Source organism: Enterobacteriaceae endosymbiont of Plateumaris sericea (assembly GCF_012562605.1).
In the GTDB taxonomy this organism is placed as follows: Bacteria; Pseudomonadota; Gammaproteobacteria; order Enterobacterales; family Enterobacteriaceae.
In genome coordinates this window covers 85,666-111,701 of sequence record NZ_CP046224.1, presented here as the reverse complement: position 1 = coordinate 111,701, position 26,036 = coordinate 85,666, and the positions used below count along the sequence as shown (strand labels likewise).

The window sequence follows — 26,036 nt, the reverse complement described above, 5'->3', positions numbered from 1 at the left end:
ATTTGAATACTATTAAAATAATTGTTGGTTTAGGAAATATAGGAACAAAATTTATTGGATCACGTCATAATATTGGATCTGATTATATCTATAATCTTGCTAATTACTTTAAAATAAATTTAAAAAAAATAGAAAAATTATATAGTTATATTGGTTCTATTTATTTATATAATAAAAAAATAATTTTGTTAATTCCTAATTCTTTTGTAAATAATTCTGGTAAATCAATATTACTTACATCTTCTTTTTATAAAATTCATTTAAATAATATTTTAATTATACATGATGAATTAGATTTTTTTCCTGGAAAAATAAGATTTAAATATGGTGGAGGAAGTGGAGGACATAATGGATTAAATGATATAATAAAAACTTTTAATAATAATTTATTTTATAGATTAAGAATAGGTATTGGTCATCCTAGAAACAAATCAAAAATAAATGATTTTGTATTAAATAAACCAACAATAATTGAAAAAAAAATAATTTATGATGCTATGAAAAATATAATTGATGCAGTTAAAATTTTTATAAATACTAATAATTATTATAAAGCTATGAATTATCTCCACTCTAAATAAATTAAAGGATTAAAAGTGAAATTAAAATGTGGTATAATTGGATTACCTAATGTAGGTAAATCAACATTATTTAATGCATTAACTAATTCAAATGTTAATGCGTCTAATTATCCTTTTTGTACAATAGAACCTAATATTAGTATTGTTAATATACCTGATAAAAAGTTAAAAATATTATCTAAAATTGTGCAATCAAAAAAAATTACTCCATCAACAATTAAATTTGTAGATATAGCAGGTTTAATTAAAGGAGCATCTGAAGGACATGGATTAGGAAATAAATTTTTAAATAATATAACAGAAATGAATGCTATTATTCATGTGGTACGTTTTTTTAACGATGAAAATATATCACATATATTACCTAATAATAATCCTATTAATGATATTAATATAATTAATAGTGAAATTATTCAATTTGATATTAATTTATGCATTAAATTAATATCAAATGTATCTATAAAAAATAATAAAATTATAAATTTATTAAATTTTTGCTTAAATAAATTAAAACAAAATAAATTACTTAATACGATAAATTTTAATACAGAAGAATTTAAAATTCTCAATAATAATAAATTATTAACTATCAAACCAATAATGATTATTGCTAATATAAATGAAAATAAATTACATAATAAATTATATTTAAATCAATTAGAATTAATATCTAAAAAATTTAATACTATAAATATATGTGCTAAATTAGCATTTACTAAGATTAATAAATTACAAAATTATTTTTTAAATAAAATTTTAATAGCTAGTTTTAATTTATTAAATTTACATACATTTTATACCGTTGGTATAAAAGAAGTAAAATCATGGAGTATTATTAAAGGAACAATTGCATTAGAAGCTGCAAAAAAAATTCATAGTGATATTAAAAGAGGTTTTATTAGAGCTAAAGTAATAAATTATGATGATTATATTTTTTATAAAAATGAAAATAAATTAAAATTAGCAGGAAAAATTAGATTAGAAGGTAAAAATTATATTATTAAAAATGGAGACATAATTCATTTTCTTTTTAAAGTATAATAAAATAAATTATTTATATATTTTTATATACAATTAATTTTATTTATAGTAAATTTAAATTGATTTATTATGAATATTTATTTTTAATAAATACATATTTCATCAATATGAATAATATTTAATTATTACTTTAATCATATTATGTTACTAATATTATAAGTGAAATTTGAGAATTATAATATGAAAATTATAAAACCTAAATTAGAACTAATTACTACTCAAACTACTTATATAGAAAATCCTACTGTTATATTTAATAAATTATGTAAAAAAAAAAAATATACTTTATTATTAGAATCAGTAGATATTAATAGTAAAAAACATTTACAGAGTTTACTTATTATTGATAGTTCCTTAAGAATTAGTTCTATTAAAAATACTGTTATAATTAAATCATTTTCTGAAAATGGAAATTTATTATTACAATTATTAGATAAATTTTTACCTAAACATATCTCTAATAAAAAAAAAATAAATAGTCGTTTTTTAAATTTTCCACAAATAGAAAAATTTGAAGATGAAGATACAAGATTAAAATCATTATCCGTATTTGATATATTAAGATATATACTAAAATTAGTAAAATTACCTAATAATAAAGAAAGAAAATCTATGTTTTTAGGTGGATTATTTTCTTATGATTTAATATATAATTTTGAAAAATTACCAAAAATAATAAAATATCAAAATATATGTCCTGATTATTGTTTTTATTTATCTGAAATATTATTAATAATAGATCATAAAAAAAAAATATCAAATTTACAAGCTAGTATTTATATTCCAAATAAAAAAGAATTTGTAAGATTAAAAAAACGTGTTGAAGATCTTGATAAACAAATTAAAAAAACAATCATATTACCTTTAACTAATATTAAACAAAAAAATATTAAAAATATTTTTTATACATGTAATCAAAATGATCATGAATATTGTAATGTAATAAAAAAAATGAAATCTTATATTAAATTAGGAGAAATTTTTCAAGTAGTACCATCAAGAAAATTTTTTTTACCATGTAATAATCCTTTAGCTGCTTATGATGTTTTAAAAAAAATTAATCCTAGTCCATATATGTTTTTTATGCAAGATAAAGAATTTACTTTATTTGGAGCTTCTCCAGAAAGTTCATTAAAATTTAATTCTATAAATAGACAGGTAGAATTATATCCAATCGCCGGTACTCGATCAAGAAAATATATTAATAATGTTTTAAATTTAGATTTAGATAGTCGTATTGAATTAGAAATGAGAACAGATCAAAAAGAAATGGCAGAACATTTAATGTTAGTTGATTTAGCAAGAAATGATTTAGCAAAAATATGTATACCTGGTAGTAGGTATGTATCTAATTTAACAAAAGTTGATCGTTATTATTATGTAATGCACTTAGTATCTAAAGTTATAGGTATTCTTAAAACTGATTTAGATGCTTTACATGCTTATCGTGCCTGTATGAATATGGGTACTTTAACTGGAGCACCCAAAATACGTGCTATGCAATTAATAGCTGAAGTTGAAAAAGAACCTAGAGGTAGTTATGGCGGATCTATCGGTTATTTAACAGCACATGGAGATTTAGATACATGTATTATAATACGTTCTGCTTATATTAAAAATAATATAGCTACTGTACAAGCAGGAGCAGGAATAGTATTAGATTCAGAACCACAATCTGAAGCCAATGAAAGTTTTAGTAAAGCAAAAGCAGTTTTAAATGCTATAGCAAGAAGTAATATATTATAAGGAGTAAAAATTAAATGTCTAATATATTTATTCTGGATAATATTGATTCATTTACTTATAATTTAGTTGATCAAATACGTTCTTTAAATCATAAAGTAATTATTTATCGTAATGATATTCCAATTAATTTCTTATTAAAAAAATTAAGTAAAATAAAAAATCCTATTTTACTATTATCTCCTGGTCCAGGTTTACCAAGTAATGCTGGATTTATGCCTAATTTATTAAAAATCTTAATAGGTAAATTACCTATTATTGGTATATGTTTAGGACACCAAGCAATAATTGAATCTTATGGTGGATGTATTATACAAGCAAAAAAAATTTTACATGGTAAATCTTCTGCTATTATTCATGACAATAAAGAAATGTTTTTTGGTATAAAAAACCCTATGAATGTAGCTCGTTATCATTCATTAGTTGTAAATAAAATACCTAATATTTTAACAATTAATTCAAAATATAAAAATATGATTATGAGTTTTCGTTTTAATTATAATAGAATATGTGGTTTTCAATTTCATCCTGAATCTATTCTTACTCCAGATGGAAATATTTTAATTAAACAAACTATCCATTGGGCTTTATCTTGAAAATAATAATTTTATAAAGTGATAAAATGATTAATTTTATTTTAAATAAATTATATAATTCTAAAAATATTTCTAGAGATGAAAGTAATTATCTTTTTTCAGCAATTATAAATAAAAAATTACATTTAAGTCAATTAGTAGCTATTTTAATATCCATGAAAATTAAAGGAGAAAATTCTGAAGAAATTGCTGGTGCAGTAAATGCAATTTTATCAAATCAAATTAAATATTTTCCTAAACCTAAATATATTATTTCTGATATTGTTGGTACTGGTGGAGATAATATGAATACTTTAAATATTTCTACAGGAAGTGCTTTTATTGCAGCTGCTTGTGGATTAAAAATAGTTAAACATATTAATTATTGTATATCAAGCAAATCAGGATCTGCTGATGTATTATTAGCTATGGGTATTCAATTAAATCAATCTAGAAAAATTTCTCTTAAATTATTGGATAATTTTAATTTATGTTTTTTGTTTGCACCTAAATACAATAATTTTTTTTCATATTGTATGAATATAAGAAAACAATTAAAAACACGAACTATTTTAAATATATTAGGACCACTAGTAAATCCAGCTAAACCTCAAATAATTTTAATTGGTGTATATAATAAAAATTTGTTAATACCTCTTATTAAGACTTTAAAATTATTACAATATAAACATGCAGCTGTGGTTCATTGTAATGGTATGGATGAAATATCATTACATAGTAAAACTCATGTTTTTGAATTAAATAATAATATAATTTCTAATTATATATTAACTCCTAAAGATTTTGGATTAGATTATATTTGTAAAAAAGATTTAATTGGAGGAATTCCGGAAGAAAATGCTAAATGTTTAATAAAATTATTAAAAGGAAATTGTACAAATATTAGTTATAAAAATACTATAGCAGTAAATGTTGCTTTTTTATTAAAATTACATGGAAAAAATAATTTAATCCAAAATACTAAAAATGTTCTTAATACTATTAATAACGGTTCTGGTTATAATTATATTATTAATTTAATAAATGAAGGTTATATAAAAAAATAACTATGTATCACAAAAATATTTTAAAAGAAATAATAAAAAATAAAATTTCTTGGATTAAAAATAAAAAAAAAAATATTCCTATAAAAAAAATTCTTCCACATATAACAAAAACAAAATATAATTTTTATAGTGCATTAAAAAGTAATAATAGTGTATTTATTTTAGAATGTAAAAAATATTCTCCATCAAAAGGATTAATTTGTAAAAATTATAATTTAAAAGATTTTGCTAAAGTTTATAAAAATTATTCATCTGTTATTTCAGTTCTTACTGATGAAAAATATTTTCAAGGTAATTTTAATGATATTAAAATTATTAGAAATATGGTATCACAACCAATCTTATGTAAAGATTTTATTTTGGATTCTTATCAAATATATTTTGCAAGATATCATGATGCTGATGCTATATTATTAATATTATCTATTTTAAATGATAAAGAATATATTCAATTATCTAAAATTGCACATCAATTAAATATGGGAATTTTAACTGAAATTAATAATAAAAGTGAACTTAAAAGAGCAATATATTTAAAAGCTAAAATCATTGGTATTAATAATAGAAATTTAGAAGATTTTTCAATAGATATTAATAAAACATATAATTTAGTAAAATTAAATTATATTCCTAAAGAAATTATCTTAATTAGTGAATCAGGAATTGATAGTAATTTTAAAATAAGACAATTAAGTAAATTTGTTCATGGATTTTTAATAGGTTCTGCAATAACTTCTAAAAAAAATATTTTATATGCAGTAAAAAATTTAATTTTTGGAATAAATAAAATCTGTGGTTTAAAAACAATTGAAGATGCTAAAATAACTAATGATTCAGGTAGTATATTTGGTGGTTTAATTTTTGTAAATAATTCTATAAGAAATATTAATATTCAAATTGCAAAAAATATTGTATTTAATATTAAAAAATTATTATATATAGGAATATTTTATAATAGTACAATTGAAGAAATTGTTCAAATATCAAAAATATTATCATTATATGCAGTACAATTACATGGAGAAGAAAATCAAAATTTTATTAATATATTACGAAATAAATTATCTAATAAAATTAAGATTTGGAAAGTTATAAAAATACATGATCATATTCCTACTTATAAATATAGTAATGTAGATTTATATGTATTTGATAATTATTTATCTGGAAAAGGAATTAAGTTTAATTGGAAATTATTAAAAGGAAAAAATAATCAAAATATTTTATTAGCAGGTGGTTTAAATAAAAATAATTTTATAGAAGCAATTAAATTAAATTGTTATGGGTTAGATTTTAATTCAGGAGTAGAAAATATTTCTGGTATTAAAGATCATTTTAAAATAAAAGAAATTTTTAAAAAATTACGTGATTATTAAATATTAATTATTTATTTTTTATATAAGGAAAATATTTAAATGATTACTTCATTACCTAGTTATTTTGGTAAATTTGGTGGAATGTTTGTACCACAAATATTAACACCTGCTTTATTAGAATTAGAACAAACATTTATTAAATCTCAAAAAGATCCTATTTTTAAAAAAAAATATAATTTTTTATTAAAAAATTATGTAGGTCGTCCAACACCATTAACATTATGTAATAATTTAACTAAAAATACTAATTCTATTCTTTATTTAAAAAGAGAAGATCTTCTTCATAGTGGAGCACATAAAATTAACCAAGCATTAGGTCAAGCATTATTAGCAAAAAAAATGAATAAAAAAGAAATTATAGCAGAAACAGGAGCAGGACAACATGGAGTAGCAGCATCAATAGTATGTGCACTTTTAGAATTAAAATGTAAAGTTTTTATGGGAGAAAAAGATATACAACGTCAAAAATCTAATGTTTTAAGAATGAAATTATTAGGAACAGAAGTAATTTCAGTTAATAAAAATAATGGTACATTAAAAGATGCATGCAATGAAGCAATTCGTTATTGGTCAAGTAATTATAAAAATTCTCATTATATGATAGGAACTGCAGCTGGTCCTCATCCTTATCCTACTATAGTAAGTAAATTTCAAAGTATTATAGGTAAAGAAGTAAAAAATGATATAATTTTAATGGAAAAAAAATTACCTGATATATTAATAGCATGTGTAGGTGGTGGATCTAATGCAATTGGATTATTTAAAGATTTTATTTCAGATAAATCTGTACAATTAATTGGGATAGAACCAGGAGGTTTAGGTATTAATACAAAAAAACATGGTGCAGCTTTAAAACATGGTAAAATAGGAATATATTTTGGTATGAAAACGTCTATTATGCAAACAGAAAATTATCAAATTGCTGAATCTTATTCAATATCTGCAGGTTTAGATTTTCCTGCTGTAGGACCTGAACATGTATATTTAAATAATATAGGTAGAGCTAAATATTATTCTATTACAGATAAAGAAGCTATAGAAGCTTTTAAATTATTATGTTTAAAAGAAGGTATAATACCAGCCTTAGAATCTTCACATGCATTAGCATATGCTTTAAAAATTATTAAAAATAATCCTATAAAAAAACAAATATTAGTAGTAAATTTATCTGGTAGAGGTGATAAAGACATTACTACAGTTAATAATTATTTATAATAGGTTATATATGAAAAAACGTTATACTAATATGTTTCAATGTTTAAAAAAGAAGAAAGAATCTGCATTAATACCTTTTATTACCATAGGAGATCCATCTATAAAAGTATTTTTTAATATAATTGATACTCTTATTTATAATGGTTCAAATGGATTAGAATTAGGAATACCATTTTCTGATCCATTAGCTGATGGTTCTATTATTCAAAAAGCAAATAAAAGAGCTTTAAGTTTAGGTATTAATATTATTAAATGTTTTCAATTAATTAGTATTATTAGAGATAAATATCCTAATATTCCTATTGGAATATTAATATATGCTAATATTATTTATTCTTATGGTATAAATAAATTTTATGATCAGTGTTATAAATCTGGAATTGATTCTGTTCTTATTGTCGATGTACCTATAGAAGAGTTTATACCTTTTTATAAAAAATCAATTAAAAATAAAATTTTACCTGTTCTTATTTGTCCACCAAATGCTAATAATAATTTATTAAAAAAAATTTCATCTTTTCATTGTGCATATACTTATGTCTTATCAAGATCTGGAATTACTGGAATTGATCAAACGATTAATAATACATTTAATATTTCTAATTTATTTTCTAAATTAATAAAATATAATGCAGCTTTACCATTACAAGGTTTTGGCATTTATACAACTAATCATATTAAAAATGCTATTAATAATGGTGCTTATGGAGTGATTTTAGGATCATTTATTATTAAACTAATAGAAGATAATCAATATAATTCTATTATATTATTAAAAAAATTAAAAAATATAATAATAAAATTAAAATATGCCACAATTAGGTAAAATAATTATAAAAATTTTTTATATTAATTATTACTTATGTCTTTTTTATAAAAAATTTTTTAAAAATATATAAAAATATTTAAATAAATGATATTTTAATATTAATTTTTACTATAAAATAATTAATAATTTCATGAAATTCCTTTCATTTAATATTAATGGTATTAGAGCACATATTCATCAACTTGAATCAATAATTAATTTATATAATCCTGATATTATTGGATTACAAGAAACTAAAGTTGAAAATTTAAATTTCCCTAAAGAAAAATTAATTAAATTAGGTTATAATGTTTTCTCTTATGGTGAAAAAAGATATTATGGAGTAGCACTATTAAGTAAATATATTCCATTAAATGTACAAAAAGGATTTTTATATAATCAATTTAATAAACAAAAAAGATTAATAATAATTGATATTCCAAGTTCTATTGGTATTATAAAAATAATTAATTGTTATTTTCCTCAAGGAGATAATCGTAATAATTTTATTAAATTTTCTTCTAAAATTAATTTTTTTAAAAATTTACAACAATTTCTTGAAGATAATGTAGATCCTAATAATCCTGTTATATTAATGGGTGATATAAATGTTAGTATTTCTGATTTAGATATTGGTATAGGAGAAATTAATCGTAAACGATGGTTAAAGAAAGGTAAATGTTCTTTTTTACCAGAAGAAAGAATATGTATTAATAAATTATTAAAATGGGGTTTATTTGATATTTGGAGAATAATGAATCCAAAAATAAATAATGTATTTTCTTGGTTTGATTATAGATCTAAAGGATATTTAAATAATCGTGGATTAAGAGTAGATTTAATTTTAATTAGTAAAATATTAATAAAATATTATATTAATTCAAATATAGAATATTCTATTCGCAAAATGATTAAACCATCAGATCATACTCCTGTTTGGGTTAATTTAAAAATTTTTTAATTTAATTTTATTTCAAAATTAGGTGATAAATGACTATTTTATGGAATTTGATAAAATCTTTTTTTTGTTATATTTGGTTTACAGTCAATTTTCTTAAAAAATTAATATTAAATATAATGTTTTTATTATTAATAATAATAATTAGTTATTATATTTATAATATTAAATTTAATAATCAAACAAATAATTTAAATAAAAATAAAAAACATATATTAGAAATTGATGTTCAATATTTAACAGATGATATAATTAGTCATAATAGTAATAATATTTTTTTAAAATTTTTTGATAAAATATTAAATTTATCTATTACAAACTCAACTTTTCAAGTTGCACAAGCTATTCATCATGCAAAAACAGATAAAAATATTAGTGGTATTATATTAAATTTAAGTGATTGTATGGTAGAAGATATGCCTACATTAAGTTATATAGGTAAATATTTACATGATTTTAAAACTTCAGGTAAACCTATATATGCTATAGGAGATATATATAATCAAAAACAATATTATTTAGCTAGTTTTGCTAATAAGATAATTTTAGAACCACATGGATATATAGATTTACATGGATTATTTATAGAAAATTTTTACTTTAAAAGTTTATTAAAAAAATTAAAAGTAAAAGTAAATGTTTTTAAAATAGGAGAATTTAAATCAGCTATTGAACCAGTAACAAGAGATAATATGTCTCCAAGTACTAAAATTGTAGAAAAAAAATTAATTAATAATTTATGGAATAATTATTTAAAAACAGTTGCAAATAATCGTCACATAAGTATTCAAAATTTATTTCCAAAACATAAAGATTATGTTCAAAAATTAAAAAAAAGTAATGGAAATTTAGCATTATATGCTTTAAAAAATAAATTAGTAGATAAATTATCTACAAAATTTGATTTTAATCTTGATATGGTAAAAAAATTTGGATGGGATTTAAATAATCAAACATATAATCATATTGATATAAATGAATATATCAAACAAAATTTTAAACCAAATAAGAAAAAAAATATTGCAGTAATCACTATTAATGGAATTTTAAATTATGGTTTAGAAAGTTCTAATATTATTGATAAAATAAATCAAGTTTATTTAGATCCTAATATAAAAGGATTAATATTAAAAATTAATAGTCCAGGAGGTAGTTTAACAGCTTCTGAATATATATATAATTCCTTAATTTCCTTAAAAAAAGTTCATAAACCTATTGTAGTATCAATGGGTGAAGTAGCAGCATCAGGAGGATATTTTATTGCAACAGCAGGTAATTATATTATAAGTGATATAAATACTATTACTGGATCTATTGGTATATTTTCTCTTTTACCTACATTGAATAATACTTTAAAAAGCTTTGGAATTTATAGTGATGGAGTTAATACTAATATTGGATTAGTAAATTCAATATATAAAGAATTACCTTTACAAAATAAAGAAATTGCAAAAGTAAATATACAAGGAGGTTATGATCGATTTGTATATTTAATTTCTCACTCAAGACATAAATCTATAAAAGATGTAAAAAAATTAGCTAATGGTATGGTATGGATAGGCAAAGATGCAAAAAAAAATGGATTAATTGATGCTATTGGAGATTTTGATTCTGCTATAGAAAAAATTTCTGAGTTAACAGGGATAAGAAATATTTCATTAAAATGGTTAGAAGATGATGCTGATTTTCTTCCTTTAAATTTATTAGATTTATTTTCTTTTCAAAAAAATAGTTCTATTTCATTTAATGATATTTTTTCTTCTTTAATAAATTACTATATTCAAAAAAATTCATTAAAAAATAATTTATTATTATCAACAAAACAAATAAATGATCCAAGAAATATATATGCTATATATAATTTGAATATTGATTAGTAAATATTTAAAAATATTTTTCATAAGGAAGAAAATAATGTCTATTAGAATTGCTATTAATGGATTTGGAAGAATAGGTCGTGTTCTTTTTCGTGCTGCACAAAAAAATCCTAAAATTAAAATTGTAGCTATTAATGATTTATTAGAAATAAATTATATGGCTTATATGTTAAAATACGATTCTACACATGGAAAATTCAAAGGTAATATTGAAATAAAAAATCAATATTTAATTATTAATGGTAATTATATTAATGTTTTCTTTGAAAGAGATCCTTATAAATTAAAATGGAATGATTTAGGTATAGATGTAGTTGTAGAATCTACAGGAATTTTTTTAACTAAAGAATTAGCAAATAAACATATAGTTGCAGGTGCTAAAAAAGTTATTATCACTGCTCCTCCTAAAGATAATAGTATTCCTATGTATGTTAAAGGTGTTAATTTTGAAAAATATAATGGTGAAAAGATTGTATCTAATGCTTCTTGTACAACCAATTGTTTAGCACCTTTAGCAAAAATTATTCATGATAACTTTATTATAGAAGAAGGATTAATGACAACAGTACATGCTGTTACTTCAACACAAAAAACAGTAGATAGTCCTTCTTATAAAGATTGGAGAGGCGGTAGAGGTGCATATCAAAATATTATTCCATCTACTACTGGTGCGGCTAAAGCAGTAGGATATGTTATTCCTGAATTAAATGGTAAATTAACAGGAATATCTTTACGAGTTCCTGTTACTAATGTTTCTGTTGTTGATTTAACTGTTAAATTATTAAAAGAAACTACATTAGATAAAATATTTAATCAAATAAAATTTGCTTCACATAATACTATGAAAGGTGTTATTGGATATACAGAAGATGATGTAGTTTCTAGTGATTTTAATGGAGAAACATTAACATCTATTTTTGATAAAAAAGCTAGTATTTTAATTAGTAAGACTTTTGTAAAATTGATTGCTTGGTATGATAATGAAACAGGATATTCTAATAAAGTTTTAGATCTTATCTTACATATTACAAAAAATAATTAAATATTAATTTATTAACAACATTTAAAATTTTTACTGATAAATATTTATATAAATATTTATCAGTTTAAATATTCATATTAATTTTATTAAATAAATCTTGTTTTTGGATATATTATTTAATATTTTAAAACATAAATTCATATATAAATTATAATTTATATATGAATTTTATAATGATGCAAAAATTAATAATAATCCAAAATACAGGAGCAATTTTCATTGGATTTACAATCAACTTTTATTTTATTTATAATTGGATGTATTTTAATTACATCTAGTATTTTACTAAGTTCAATTACTTCTAAAATAGGAGTTTCTATTTTATTAGTATTTTTAGCTATAGGTATATTATCAGGATCAGGAGGTATTGGTAGAATTTCATTTCATAGTTATTTAATAGCAAATATTATTAGTAATTTAGCTTTAGCTGTTATTTTACTTGATGGAGGTATGAGAACAAAAATTTCTTCAATAAAAATTGCTTTAGCTCCTGCATTATCTTTAGCAACAATTGGAGTTTTAATAACAGCTGGATTAATAGGAATTATTACATCTTATCTATTTAAAATTCATTTTATTTATGGTTTTCTAGTTGGTTCAATATTAGCATCTACTGATGCTGCTGCTATTTTTACTTCTGGTAAAGGATTAAATGAAAGAGTAACTTCTATTCTTGAAATAGAATCTGGTAGTAATGATCCTATGGCTGTATTTTTAACAACATCTATTATTAAAATGATTAAAATTAAACAATTAGATTTTACTATTAATATATTAATATTACATTTTTTACATTTAATTAAAGAATTTATATTAGGAATTATATTAGGATTAATTGGAGCATGGATATTTAAAAAAATTATTAATAAAATTATATTAGTTAGTGGATTATATCCATTAATAGCATTAAGTATTGGTATATTTATTTATTCTTTAACTAATTTATTAGATGGTAGTGGCATTTTAGCAATTTATTTATATGGTTTTGTTATTGGTAATTATAATATTCGTAGTTGTAATAATATTCTTCAAACATTCAATGGTATTGCATGGTTAAGTCAAATAGCTATGTTTTTAATATTAGGATTATTAGTAACTCCTTATTCTTTATTTCATATTGCATTACCATCATTAGTATTATCTTTTTGGATAGTTTTTATAGTTAGACCATTATCTGTTTTTATAGGATTATTACCATTTAGTCGTTTTTATTTACGTGAAAAATTTTTTATTAGTTGGATGGGTTTAAGAGGTGCTGTTCCAATTATATTAGCATTATTTCCTGTAATCTCACAAATAGAAAATGCTATGTTATTTTTTAATATAGCATTTATTGTTGTTGTAACTTCTTTAATAATTCAAGGTAGTTTTTTAACTTTTTTTGCACGAAAAACAAAAATATTAATACCATCCATTATTTTACCTAATCATAGAATGAATTTAGACATAAATGTTCTATATCAATGGGAACAATTTATTTATATATTAAATGCAGAAACTTGGTGTATTGGATCCTCATTACGTGATTTATATATGCCTAAACAAACATTTATTACTGCATTATTCAGAAAAAATATATTATTAAGACCTACTGGAAATACTATTTTACAAAAAGATGATATAATTTGTATTATGGGTCATGAAAATAATTTAAAAGAATTAGGAAAACTATTTAGTAAATCGATTTCATTATCATTAAATCAAAAATTTTTTGGAGATTTTATTCTTGATGCTGAAACTAAATTATATGATATAGTTAAAATTTATAGCTTAAAATTAAATGATCATATTGATGTACAGCAATCGATAGGAAATTTATTAATTTCTTTAATTAAAAGTAATACTATAGTAGTAGGAGATAATATTAAATGGAATAATATTTTATGGACTATTGCAGAAAAAGAAAATAATAAAATTAGTAGAATAGGTATTAGTTCTATAAAAAATACTAATTAATGTTTTTATATTTTAATAAAATTTATTAAAAAAATTTTAATATATTATTAACTTAAACTATTTTAAGTTGTTAATAATATTTAATTTTTTATAAAATAATTAAATATTTTATATCAATAATATTCTTTACTTCCTTGTCTTCCTCCTAGAAGATGAATATGTAAATAAAATATTTCTTGACATCCATGTTTATTACAATTAATAACTATTCTATATCCATCTTTATCTATACTTTTTTGTTTTGCTATTTTAGAAGCAACTAATAACATTCTACCTAAAATTAATTCATGTGTATGATTTATATCATTAAAAGTTTCTATAAAATTATTTGGTATAATTAAAATATGTACTGGACTTTTAGGATAAATATCATTAAAAGCAGTAACTAAATTATCCTGATATATAATTTTTGTTGAAGTTTTATGTAATATTATTTTTTTAAAAATATCATTATTATTTTTCATTTTATTATAATTAAATTAATATTTATTACCTATGAAAATATCTATTTCTGTTTTTAAATTATCAGATTTAGTTCCAAATACAGCTTGTACACCATTACCAGATATAATAACTCCTAATGCACCTAATTTTATTAATTTTTCTTGATTTACTTTATTAACATCTATAACACTAACACGTAACCTAGTAATACATGCGTCTAAATTTGTAATATTTTTTTTACCTCCAAAACTATCTACTAATTGTTTAATGTATTCTGGTTGTTTTTCTATTATATTTTTATAAGTATTAGATATATTACTTGAATGTTCTCTTCCAGGAGTTTTTAAATTCCATTTAACTATTAATATCCTAAAAATAGAATAATATAATATAGCATAAAAACTTCCTATTATTGGAAATAACCATATTTTACTACCATGACCACTTAATATGATAAAATCAATTAAACCATGAGAAAAACTTGTTCCATTTCTCATTCCTAATGCTATACAAATAGGAAAAGATAAACCTGCTAAAATAATATGTATTACATATAATATAGGTTCTACATACATAAAAGAAAATTCTATTGGTTCTGTAATTCCAGTAAAAAAAGAAGTTAATGCTGCAGATATCATTAAACTACCAATTTTAATTCTATTTTCTTTTTTAGATGAATGCCATATTGCAATTGCTGCTGCTGGTAAACCATACATCTTAAATAAAAAACCACCTGCTAATTTACCTGCACTAGGATCTCCTGATATATATCTAGCAATATCTCCATGATATACTTGTTTTGTTATATTATTAGTAAATGATCCAATTTCCATTTGAAACGGAACATTCCAAATATGATGTAAACCAAAAGGTAATAAAGATCTTTCTACAACTCCATATATTCCAAAAGCAAGTATTGGATTTTGATAAGCTGCCCAATGTGAAAAATATTGAATAATTTTACCTAACGGTAACCATATAAAAGATAATATAATTCCAACAAAAATTGATGTTAAACCAGAAATAATAGGAACAAAACGTCTTCCAGAAAAAAAACCAAGATATTCCACTAATTTAATTTGATGAAATTTATTAAACATATATGCAGCTATAGCTCCAGATATAATTCCTCCTAATACACCTGTATCAGCAAAATGTTTTTTTAATATAATATCATATGGAATATTATATAGTAATAATGGAATAATTACTTCTACAGTTTTAGTTAAAATACCATATGAAATAACAGATGCTAATGCAGATACACCATTATTTTTAGTAAAACCTAAAGCTATTCCAATAGCAAAAATTAATGGCATATTAGAAAAAACAGAACCTCCTGTTTTTTCCATAAGATTAGAAATAATTTTTGGTAACCAGTAAAAATTAGCTGATCCAATACCTAATAATATACCAGCAATAGGTAATACTGAAACTGGTAACATTAAAGATTTACCAACTTTTTGTAAATTAGCAAATACATTATTAAACATTATATAATCCTGATTTTTATTTATTTTTATTGCTAGATTTAAAATAATTAATTATTATTATTAATATTTGTTTTTTTTTCTAATGATAATAAAAATCTAATTAAAACTAATTTTTGATTAATATTATTAATATTAATTAAACATTTACGATAATATAATAAATCATCTATAATTAAAAATATATTATTTAAATTTATTAAATTTGATATTGCTAAAATTAAGTCAAGTTGATCTATATTATAAAAAAATTTTTTTTTAAATTTTAAATGATATTTTATTACATCTAATAATATTAAATATAACCAATTAAAATATAATAGGATATTATTAGTATTTAATATTTTTAATAGACATAATATATCATGTTTTATTGCTGAAATAAAAATTTCATATAAATTTTTTCTTTGTAACCATAAAGAACTATTTAATAATTTATATGCATTAATAGGAGAATAATTACATACACGTAATGCAGTTATTATTATTTTTTTTTCATAATTATTATTTAATTTTTTTTTTAGCCAATATAATCCATCTTTTTCTGATGGTGGATTAATATACCATATTTGACAACGACTAGATATCGTAGTTAATAAATCATTTTTATTATGACATTGTATAAAAAACCAAGTATTTTTAGGAGGTTCTTCAAGAATTTTTAAAATTGCATTACTAGATGAATTATTTAATTGTTTAGCATATGGTAACCATATTATTTTCCCTTGGTCTCTATAAGAATTATTATAAATATTATCAATAATATTTCTAATATTATCTATACTTATATTTATATGACCATATTTTTTTTTTATAATATATAAATCAGGATGATTACCTGTTTTTATTAAAATACAATTTTTACATTTTTCACAATTATATAAATAATTTTTATTTGTACATAATATCCATTTAATTATTGCATAGATTAAATCTATAGTGCCTATCCCATTTATTGAACAAAAAACAAAAGCATGATAACTTTTATTTTTTAAAAACTGAGATAATATTTTTTTATAATTATTATTTAACCAAGGGTAACATAATGAAAATATTTTTTTACATAACATTATTTTTTATATTTCCTAATTTTTTAACCATTTCATTATTATTTTTCTTACTGTTAATTTAACATTATAAAGATTTTGATTAGCATCAATAATTATAATATTATTATTTTGATTGGCTAATTTTAAATAATATTTTCTTACTTTAGAAAAAAAAGTTAAAGATTCTTTTTCAATTCTATCTTTTTTCCTTAATTTAATTCTATTTAAACTAATAACTGGATTTACATCTAAATAAATAGTTATATTAGGTTTAATATTATTAAGAATAAATTTTTGAAAAAATAAAATATCTTTTTTATTAATCCCTCTACCACCTATTTGATACGCATATGAAGATAGATCATATCTATCAGATAATATCCAGCAATTATTAATATTTGGTCTTAAGATATTATCTAATAATTGTAATCTTGATGCATATATTAATAATAATTCAGTTTTACTAGATAATATTTCATTTTTTGAATATTTAATTAATTGTCTTAATTTTTCAGCTAAAGGAGTTCCTCCTGGTTCATGTGTATAAATAATATTATGAATATTTAAATTATGAAGTAAATTTATTATATAATTACAAATTGTTGTTTTTCCTGATCCATCTATACCTTCTACAACAATAAATTGGTTTCTTTTCATATTTATTTAATTATATTTTATGTATTAATTTTATTATATATTTATAATTATTTTAATTTATATAAAAATTATATTTTATTATTGAATAATAAATAAAAAATATAATTAATTATTTTAATTATTCATCTAATTCATTATATTTTTTTAAAAATTAGTGTAGCATTAGTTCCTCCAAAACCAAAAGAATTACATAATACATATTTCATGTTTTTAACATCACGTGCAACATTAGGAATAAAATCTAAATTAAAATTTTTATCAACATTATTTAGATTAATAGTTGGAGGAACTATTTGGTCTCTTAAAGATAAAATAGAATAAATAGATTCTACTGCACCAGAAGCTCCTAATAAATGCCCAGTTACTGATTTAGTAGAACTTACAAATAATTTTAAATTATTTTTAAAGATATATTTAATAGCATGAACTTCAGCAATATCACCTAATATAGTTGATGTACCATGAGCATTAATATATCTAATTTTATTAGAATTAATTTTTGCATCTTTTAATGCATTTAACATAGATAAAATAGCTCCTTCACCATATTTAGATGGAGATGTAATGTGATAAGCATCATTACTCATACCAAATCCTACTATTTCAGCATAAATATTTGCATTACGTTTTTTTGCATGATTATATTCTTCTAACACTAATATCCCTGCTCCATCACTTAAAACAAATCCATCTCGATCCTTATCCCAAGGACGACTAGCTTCTTTAGGATTATTATTTCTTTTAGATAGTGCTCTGATTGCACAAAATCCACTTAGACCTAAAGGAGTTATTGCTTTTTCTGAACCACCAGCTAACATTAAATCAGCATCATTATAAGATATTATTCTTGATGCCATTCCAATATTTTGCATTGCAGAACTACAAGCACTACTAATAGATATAGTAGGTCCTTTAAATTCATAATCAATAGTAATATTTCCTGTTATCATATTAATCATTATAGATGGAATAAAAAAAGGAGTTATTTTTTTAGGACCTTTATTATATAATATATAATTATTTTTTTCTATTAAACCAATTCCACCCATACCTGAACCTATTGCAACACCAAACCTACGAGTATTTGTTTCATTAATAATTATTCCTGAATCTTGTATTGCTTGTTTTGAAGCAACTATTCCATATTGGATAAATAAATCCATATTACGTATTTTTTTTTTTGTAATAAAATTTTTATAAGAAAAATTTTTTATTAATCCTGCAAATTTAGTAGTATATTTACTTGTATCAAAATCATTTATTAAATCAATACCACTATTTCCATTTACAACATTATTCCAACTAGTTCTTACTGTATTTCCTGTAGGAGTAATAAGACCTATACCAGTAATAACCACTCTACGTTTTAACATATTTTTTATAATATAAAATTATTTTAAATAATGATCAAAGGATGAATTAAAATATTAAATTCATCCTTTGATATTATTTAATTTTGGTGATAGTTAATATAATTAATTGCTTCTTGAACGGTAGTAATTTTTTCAGCATCTTCATCTGAAATTTCAATATTAAACTCTTCTTCTAGAGCCATGACTAGCTCAACAGTATCAAGAGAATCTGCTCCTAAATCTTTTATAAAAGCATCAGTATTAATAACATTTTCTTGTTTAACATCAAGTTGTTCACTAATAATTTTCTTAATACGTTTTTCTGTGGAACTACTCATACTATTAAATTTCCTATAAAACTTATTCATGCGATGGTTCGCTATTTATCAAATTCTGAAAAAGATTTATTACTTATTAGTATCTTTATTAAAAATAAAATGTTAATTTCAAAAATCTAATATAATTTATATAATAAAAATTATACTAATTTAAGGCATATACAAGCCACCATTAACATGTATTGTTTCTCCTGTAATATATGATGCTTTATCAGAAGCTAAAAATGCTACAGCATCAGCTACTTCTTGTGGTTTACCAAAACGTTTAAAAGGTATTTTAGATAAAATATGATTTTTTATATATTTTGAAAGTTTATGAGTCATATCAGTTTCAATAAATCCAGGAGATATAATATTAACCGTAACTCCTTTGTGTGCTACTTCTAACGCTAAAGATTTACTAAATCCTATTAAACCTGATTTTGATGCTGCATAATTTACTTGACCTATATTACCTATAGATCCTATTATAGATCCTATAGTAATAATACGTCCAAATGATTTTTTTAACATGTAACGGATAACTTCTTTTGTTAATATAAAAACGGAAGTTAAATTAGTTATTAAAACATTATTCCATTCACTCTCCTTCATTTTTATTAGAAGATTATCAGAAGTAATACCAGCATTATTTACTAATATATCTATATTACCAAATTTATGATGAATGTTATTTAAAAAATTTTTAATAGATCCAGAATTACTTATTAAATCTAATTTTAAACCAATACCTTTTTTACCTAAATATTTGTTTATAATTTTTACACCATGAATACTTTTAGATGTTCCAATAACTTTAGCACCATAATTTACTAAAGTATTAGAAATATAATATCCTATACCTCGATTAGCTCCTGTTACTAAAGCTAATTTTCCTGTTAAATTCATATTTTTCTCATATTATTATATTTTTTTAATGCAATAGATAATGTTTTGGAATTATTTATTGAAATAACATCTACATTATTAATAATTTGTTTAGTTAGTTTTGCTAATATATTTTTAGGACCAAATTCTAATAAATTATTTATATTTTTATTTGATATATATTTTATACATTCAACCCAGTTTATTGGATTATATAATTGACGTATTAAATTATATTTTATTTCCTTAGGAGATGTTTCACATTTTATATTAAGAGTATTAACAATAGGAATTTTAGGTTGATTAAATTTAATATTTTCTAAAAATTTTTTAAATTTATTTACTATTGGTTTCATTAATAAACAATGTGAAGGTACATTAATATATAATGGTATATTATAAGCACCTAATGATTTACATGTTTTAACAACTCTTAATATAGCATTTTTATTACCACTAATTGTAACTTGATTGTATGTATTATAATTAGAAATATTAACTATATTAGTTTTTGCTTCTTTTTTACAAATTTTTTGAACTAAAACCTTATTTAAACCTATAATAACTTGCATAAAATATCCATCAATATTATTTTCTTTTAAAGAATAAGATATTTCTTGCATTAATTTACCTCTATAATTAACTAATTGAATAGCATCATAAAAATTAATAACATTACTACATAACATAGCTGTATATTCACCTAAGCTATGACCAGCCATAATATTAGGTATTATATTATTTTTATGTAACCATAATTTATATATTGCAAAAGATGATGTTAATATAGCAGGTTGAGAGTAATAGGTTATATTTAATTTTTTTACAGGACCTTTTTGAATTAAATTCCATAGATCATATTTTAAAATATTAGATGCTTTTTGAAAAATTTTTTTAATAATTAAATTATTATCAGATAAATCTGATAACATTCCAATAAATTGACATCCTTGACCTGGAAAAATAGCCGCTATTTTTTTTTTTGTATATTTAATAATGAATTATTATTGATATTCAAACTAATGTTCCTATATAAAATATAAAAATTTTTAAAATATTTATTTTTTATTTAATTTATTTTATGAATAAATTATATTTTTTTTATAATAAACATATAGAAAATAAATTCTATTTTAGTAAATAATTTAGATATTTTATTATAAAATAATATAATATTAGAATTTTTATCAATAATTTTTGAATATTTATTTCATAAATATCAATTTATAAAATTTTAAATAATTAAAGATAAAAATTATTTATTTATTATTTTTTTTCCTTTATAAAAACCATCAGATGTCATATTATGATATAAATATTTTTTTCCTGATTTTTTATCAGTTAATAAAATTTTATTTACAGATAATTTATTATGAGAACGACGCATCCCTCTTTTAGATCTGGATTTTTTACTTTTTTGTACAGCCATATTTAATCCTTTTATTTGTTTTCAAATAATAATTTAATTATAAATATTATAAATTTATAGAAATATTATTTTTATTTTTAAAAATTATATATTTAAAAATGTAGATATTCAATAAAAAAATAATACTCTTAAATTAAGAATCTAATTTTAATAAATAATTATTTAATTCATAATCTAAAGGAGCATATATATTAACTTTTTTATTTGTTATTGGATGTATAAATTTTATTTTTTGTGCATGTAAAAATAATCTATTTAATCCTATTTGTTTTTTTAAATTTAAATTAAAATTATTATCTCCATAACGTTGATCATAAACAATTGGATGACCAATATGAGACATATGTACTCTAATTTGATGAGTACGTCCTGTTAAAGGAATTATATTTAATAACATCATAGTATGATAATATTTTATAACTTGAAATTTTGTTTCTGAATATTTACCAATCGTATTATGTGTCATTACTTTTATCTTATTATTATTTTTTTTTTTTAATAAAAAACCTTTTATATGACCATGATTATTTTTAGTATAATTTCCTTTTACTAAAGCTATATAATTTTTTATCACACTATTATCACGTAATTGTTTATGTAATATTTTTAATACAGATCTTTTTTTTGCTATTAATAATATACCTGAAGTTTCTTTATCTAATCTATGTACTAATTCTAAAAATTTAATTTTTTTAAATAAAACTCGAAAATATTCAATAATACCAAAATTTATACCACTACCTCCATGAACAGCAATACCTGAAGGTTTATTTATAGCAATAATATATTTATCTTCAAATAAAATCATTTTTTTAAAAAAATTTATTTTTTTTTCATTAAGTAATATTTTTTTTTTTTTTATTTTATTTATATAAATTGAAGGTAAAATTAATATATCTTTTGATTTTATTTTATATTTTGGATTTACTTTTTTTTTATTAACTCTAATTTTTCCTTGTCGTAAAATTCTATAAATAAAACTTTTAGGAATGTTTTTAAATTTTGTAGTTAAAAAATTATCAATTCTTTGTGAATCAATATAATTAGGTATAATTATAAATTTATTATCTATTTTTTTATACATAAAATTTTAAAGTCCATATATAAATATCATTATTTATATTTTAAATAATATTTAAATATAATTTATATTATTAATAAAAATAATTATTTGAAAATATACTTTTATGTTAGAATAAATAATTATGATTATTTATTATAATTTTAATATTTAGTAAATAAAATATACAAACATCCATTATATTAAAAATAACATATAAAAATAATATTTAATATATTTTATTAATAATTTTAATAAAATTATTTTAATATTATTTTTTATAAAAAATAAAATACTATTTTTTATAAATTAAATAATTTTAATAAAATGATAAACTTGATATAAAAGTAATGAGTAAGTTATAATGAAAAGAATGTTAATAAATGCTACACAACATGAGGAGTTACGTGTAGCTATGGTTGATGGACAAAGATTATATGATTTAGATATAGCTAATGATACTTATAAGCAAAAAAAATCTAATATATATAAAGGTAAGATTATTCATATTGAACAAAGTTTAGAAGCTGTTTTTGTAGATTATGGTACTAAAAAACATGGATTTTTACCTTTTAAAGAAATTAATAATCAATATATTACTGATAATTCGAATAATATTTTATTAAAAAAAGAAAATATTAAAGAATATTTATACAAAGGAAAAGAATTAATTGTACAAATTAATAAAGAAGAAAGAGGTAATAAAGGAGCTTCATTAACTACATTCATAAGTTTAGCAGGTACATATTTAGTTTTAATGCCTAATAGTCCTAAAGTAGGAGGCATTTCAAAAAGAATTGAAGGTGAAAAAAGAAATGAATTAAAAGAAATTTTATTAACATTAAAATTACCTAAAGAAATGGGATTAATAATACGTACTGCTGGATTAGGAAAAAAAAATAAAGAATTAGAATATGATTTGCAATTTAGATTAAAACATTGGAAATTGATTAATAAAATAGCTAATAGTAAACCTGCTCCTTTTTTAATACATCAAGAAAGTAATATAATTATGAGAGCTTTTAGAGATTATCTTACAGATATCAACGAAATACTTATTGATAATCCTGAAATATTAAAATTAGCTAAAGAATATATTAATTTATTAGGAAGATCTGATTTTAATAAAAAAATTAAATTATATTCTGGTAAAATTCCATTATTTAGTCATTATCAAATAGAATCACAAATAGAAACTGCATTTCAAAGAAAAGTAAATTTATTATCTGGAGGCTCAATAGTTATTGACACAACTGAAGCACTTACATCAGTTGATGTTAATTCAGCAAAAGCAACTAAAGGCATAGATATAGAAGAAACAGCTTTTAATATTAATTTAGAAGCAACTGATGAAATTGCAAGACAATTAAGATTACGTGATATAGGTGGTTTAATTGTTATTGATTTTATTGATATGTCTCCTACAGAAAATCAAAGAGCTGTTGAACAACGTTTAAGAGATAAATTACGTCAAGATAGAGCAAAAATACAAATGAATCATATATCAAAATTTGGATTATTAGAAATGTCTCGTCAAAGAATTAGTTCATCTCTAAGAGAATCAAGTCATTATATGTGTCCTAGATGTATAGGTAATGGAACAATAAGAGATAATAAATCATTATCTTTATCAATTTTAAGATTAATTGAAGAAGAATCTTTTAAAGAAAATACAAAAGAAGTATATGCAATAGTACCAGTAAAAATAGCATCATATTTATTAAATGAAAAAAGAAAATCTGTTAATGCTATTGAAAATAGGAAAAATGGTATACGAACCTTTATTATTCCAAATGATCAAATAGAAACTCCTAATTATTCTATTTTACGTATTCGTCATGGAGAAGATAAAAAAAATATTAATGACTCTATAACAAAAACATATAATTTGAATTATACGTTTTATCATAAAAAAAATTATAAATATCCACATCAATCATTAAAAAAAAATTTAGTAAAAAAGAAAAATTTTATTCAAAATAAAAATATTTCTATTAAAAATCAAAATAATAGTGTTAGAGAAAATAAAATTTTTAATTATTTTTTAAAAATAAATAATATTATAAAAAAATTTTTTTATAATATTATTTATAATAAAAAATTAAATTTTAATAACATTATATTTAGTAATTTTAATAAAAAAAATATTAATATTATTAAAAATGTTTTTTTAAATAAAAATAAGCAAATAACTAATTATTTTAAAAAAAAATATGATAATAATATTAATTGTATAAAAAAAATTAAAAATATTTTTAATCAAATTAAATTAAATTTTAATATTAAAATATTTCAAACAATAATTAAAAAACAAAATATTTTTACATTTTCTAAATTAAAAATAATTGAAACAAAAAATCAATTAATATTAAAAAAAAATAATCTATTAAAAAATGATAAAAATAAATTTAATATTATTAATTTAAAAAATTTATCATATGCTTTTAAAGATACTGATAAAAATTATTTTATATATAAAAAATATTATAGTTTTTATTTTAATAATATTTATTATCAAAATATTTTTATTATTAATAAAATACCTAATTTATTAATTACAAAAACAGTTAGAATAAATAATAAAATAAATTCAAAAATAAATAAAAATATTATAAATAACTTAAATATTCAAAAAAATTTAATTTTTAACTCATCTATGTTTTTTTATCAATTTTTTTATAAAAAAAATAATATACATTTACTAAATTATAATAAAAAATTTTTATCTAAAATAAACTTTCATATAAAAGATAATTTATTTTTAGAAAAAAAAAAATCATCAAAAATTATTATAAATAAAAAAAATAAAATTATAAAAAAAAAATATATTTTTGAAAAAAAAATATTTAATAAAAATCTTTTATTTAGAAAAAAACAATCAAATAATAAACATATATCCTTATATTATTATAAAAATAATAAATTAATATATTCATTATGTAACATGGAAAATAAAAATAAAGGAGCAGGGGGACATGCAGCTAATAGATATGCTACGGCTCCTGCACAAAAACCATAATATTATTCTAGTATATAAAATAAAAATTATTTTTAATATAAAAAATATAATTATTTTCAATAATATAAAATATTAATAATCTATTTTATACA

General features: G+C 20.0%; 23 protein-coding genes. 13 read left to right on the top strand and 10 right to left on the bottom strand.

Annotated elements, in window-relative coordinates:
* The first annotated feature begins 2 nt into the window (after positions 1-2).
* The 12 genes from pth (at position 3) to GJT84_RS00485 (ending at position 14,239) form a co-directional block, all read left to right on the top strand.
* Positions 3-581, top strand: a complete 579-nt coding sequence (gene pth / locus GJT84_RS00540; protein WP_168866953.1) for an aminoacyl-tRNA hydrolase — start codon at positions 3-5, stop codon at positions 579-581.
* A 15-nt stretch (positions 582-596) separates the two neighbouring features.
* A complete protein-coding gene (ychF, locus tag GJT84_RS00535) occupies positions 597-1,622 on the top strand; it encodes a redox-regulated ATPase YchF (RefSeq protein ID WP_168866952.1) in 1,026 nt (341 codons plus the stop codon).
* 180 nt (positions 1,623-1,802) lie between these two features.
* A complete protein-coding gene (locus GJT84_RS00530) occupies positions 1,803-3,368 on the top strand; it encodes an anthranilate synthase component 1 (protein WP_168866951.1) in 1,566 nt (521 codons plus the stop codon).
* A 14-nt stretch (positions 3,369-3,382) separates the two neighbouring features.
* On the top strand, positions 3,383-3,961 hold the full coding sequence (locus tag GJT84_RS00525) for a glutamine amidotransferase-related protein (protein ID WP_168866950.1): 579 nt from the start codon (positions 3,383-3,385) through the stop codon (positions 3,959-3,961).
* A 29-nt stretch (positions 3,962-3,990) separates the two neighbouring features.
* The gene (trpD, locus tag GJT84_RS00520; protein WP_168867352.1) at positions 3,991-5,007 is read left to right on the top strand and encodes an anthranilate phosphoribosyltransferase; all 1,017 of its coding nucleotides are present in this window, start codon (positions 3,991-3,993) and stop codon (positions 5,005-5,007) included.
* A 2-nt stretch (positions 5,008-5,009) separates the two neighbouring features.
* Positions 5,010-6,383, top strand: a complete 1,374-nt coding sequence (gene trpCF, locus GJT84_RS00515; RefSeq protein ID WP_168866949.1) for a bifunctional indole-3-glycerol-phosphate synthase TrpC/phosphoribosylanthranilate isomerase TrpF — start codon at positions 5,010-5,012, stop codon at positions 6,381-6,383.
* 39 nt (positions 6,384-6,422) lie between these two features.
* The gene (gene trpB / locus GJT84_RS00510; protein WP_168866948.1) at positions 6,423-7,598 is read left to right on the top strand and encodes a tryptophan synthase subunit beta; all 1,176 of its coding nucleotides are present in this window, start codon (positions 6,423-6,425) and stop codon (positions 7,596-7,598) included.
* A gap of 10 nt (positions 7,599-7,608) precedes the next feature.
* Positions 7,609-8,424 (top strand): tryptophan synthase subunit alpha, encoded by an 816-nt coding sequence (gene trpA, locus GJT84_RS00505; protein WP_168866947.1) that lies wholly within the window; start codon positions 7,609-7,611, stop codon positions 8,422-8,424.
* Positions 8,425-8,557: 133 nt separating this feature from the next.
* Positions 8,558-9,367: an exodeoxyribonuclease III gene (xthA, locus tag GJT84_RS00500; protein ID WP_168866946.1), complete on the top strand. Its 810-nt coding sequence runs from the start codon at positions 8,558-8,560 to the stop codon at positions 9,365-9,367.
* Between the two features lie 29 nt (positions 9,368-9,396).
* A complete protein-coding gene (gene sppA, locus GJT84_RS00495) occupies positions 9,397-11,241 on the top strand; it encodes a signal peptide peptidase SppA (RefSeq protein ID WP_211080602.1) in 1,845 nt (614 codons plus the stop codon).
* Positions 11,242-11,278: 37 nt separating this feature from the next.
* A complete protein-coding gene (gene gap / locus GJT84_RS00490) occupies positions 11,279-12,283 on the top strand; it encodes a type I glyceraldehyde-3-phosphate dehydrogenase (RefSeq protein ID WP_168866944.1) in 1,005 nt (334 codons plus the stop codon).
* Between the two features lie 219 nt (positions 12,284-12,502).
* The gene (locus GJT84_RS00485) at positions 12,503-14,239 is read left to right on the top strand and encodes a potassium/proton antiporter (RefSeq protein ID WP_168866939.1); all 1,737 of its coding nucleotides are present in this window, start codon (positions 12,503-12,505) and stop codon (positions 14,237-14,239) included.
* 113 nt (positions 14,240-14,352) lie between these two features.
* Here the strand turns inward: GJT84_RS00485 and GJT84_RS00480 are convergent, their stop codons facing one another.
* The 10 genes from GJT84_RS00480 to GJT84_RS00435 form a co-directional block, all read right to left on the bottom strand.
* On the bottom strand, positions 14,353-14,703 hold the full coding sequence (locus GJT84_RS00480) for an HIT domain-containing protein (protein ID WP_168866937.1): 351 nt from the start codon (positions 14,701-14,703) through the stop codon (positions 14,353-14,355).
* Positions 14,704-14,718: 15 nt separating this feature from the next.
* Positions 14,719-16,176 (bottom strand): PTS glucose transporter subunit IIBC, encoded by a 1,458-nt coding sequence (ptsG, locus tag GJT84_RS00475; RefSeq protein WP_168866935.1) that lies wholly within the window; start codon positions 16,174-16,176, stop codon positions 14,719-14,721.
* A gap of 47 nt (positions 16,177-16,223) precedes the next feature.
* A complete protein-coding gene (locus GJT84_RS00470; protein ID WP_168866934.1) occupies positions 16,224-17,243 on the bottom strand; it encodes a DNA polymerase III subunit delta' C-terminal domain-containing protein in 1,020 nt (339 codons plus the stop codon).
* A gap of 15 nt (positions 17,244-17,258) precedes the next feature.
* Positions 17,259-17,879, bottom strand: a complete 621-nt coding sequence (gene tmk, locus GJT84_RS00465; RefSeq protein WP_168866932.1) for a dTMP kinase — start codon at positions 17,877-17,879, stop codon at positions 17,259-17,261.
* Between the two features lie 134 nt (positions 17,880-18,013).
* Positions 18,014-19,252 carry a beta-ketoacyl-ACP synthase II gene (fabF, locus tag GJT84_RS00460; RefSeq protein WP_168866930.1) on the bottom strand — a complete coding sequence of 413 codons (1,239 nt, stop codon included), beginning with the start codon at positions 19,250-19,252 and terminating at the stop codon, positions 18,014-18,016.
* A 77-nt stretch (positions 19,253-19,329) separates the two neighbouring features.
* Positions 19,330-19,569: an acyl carrier protein gene (gene acpP / locus GJT84_RS00455; RefSeq protein WP_168866928.1), complete on the bottom strand. Its 240-nt coding sequence runs from the start codon at positions 19,567-19,569 to the stop codon at positions 19,330-19,332.
* A gap of 150 nt (positions 19,570-19,719) precedes the next feature.
* Positions 19,720-20,457 carry a 3-oxoacyl-[acyl-carrier-protein] reductase gene (gene fabG, locus GJT84_RS00450; RefSeq protein WP_168866927.1) on the bottom strand — a complete coding sequence of 246 codons (738 nt, stop codon included), beginning with the start codon at positions 20,455-20,457 and terminating at the stop codon, positions 19,720-19,722.
* Positions 20,454-21,401 carry an ACP S-malonyltransferase gene (gene fabD / locus GJT84_RS00445; RefSeq protein ID WP_281348993.1) on the bottom strand — a complete coding sequence of 316 codons (948 nt, stop codon included), beginning with the start codon at positions 21,399-21,401 and terminating at the stop codon, positions 20,454-20,456. The genes fabG and fabD overlap by 4 nt, the downstream gene beginning before the upstream one ends.
* A 290-nt stretch (positions 21,402-21,691) precedes the next feature.
* Positions 21,692-21,865: a 50S ribosomal protein L32 gene (gene rpmF / locus GJT84_RS00440; protein WP_168866926.1), complete on the bottom strand. Its 174-nt coding sequence runs from the start codon at positions 21,863-21,865 to the stop codon at positions 21,692-21,694.
* 133 nt (positions 21,866-21,998) lie between these two features.
* On the bottom strand, positions 21,999-22,949 hold the full coding sequence (locus GJT84_RS00435; protein ID WP_168866925.1) for an RluA family pseudouridine synthase: 951 nt from the start codon (positions 22,947-22,949) through the stop codon (positions 21,999-22,001).
* 340 nt (positions 22,950-23,289) lie between these two features.
* On the opposite strand from GJT84_RS00435, the gene rne reads away from it, so the two are divergent.
* Positions 23,290-25,944, top strand: a complete 2,655-nt coding sequence (gene rne / locus GJT84_RS00430) for a ribonuclease E (protein ID WP_168866924.1) — start codon at positions 23,290-23,292, stop codon at positions 25,942-25,944.
* Positions 25,945-26,036 lie beyond the last annotated feature (92 nt).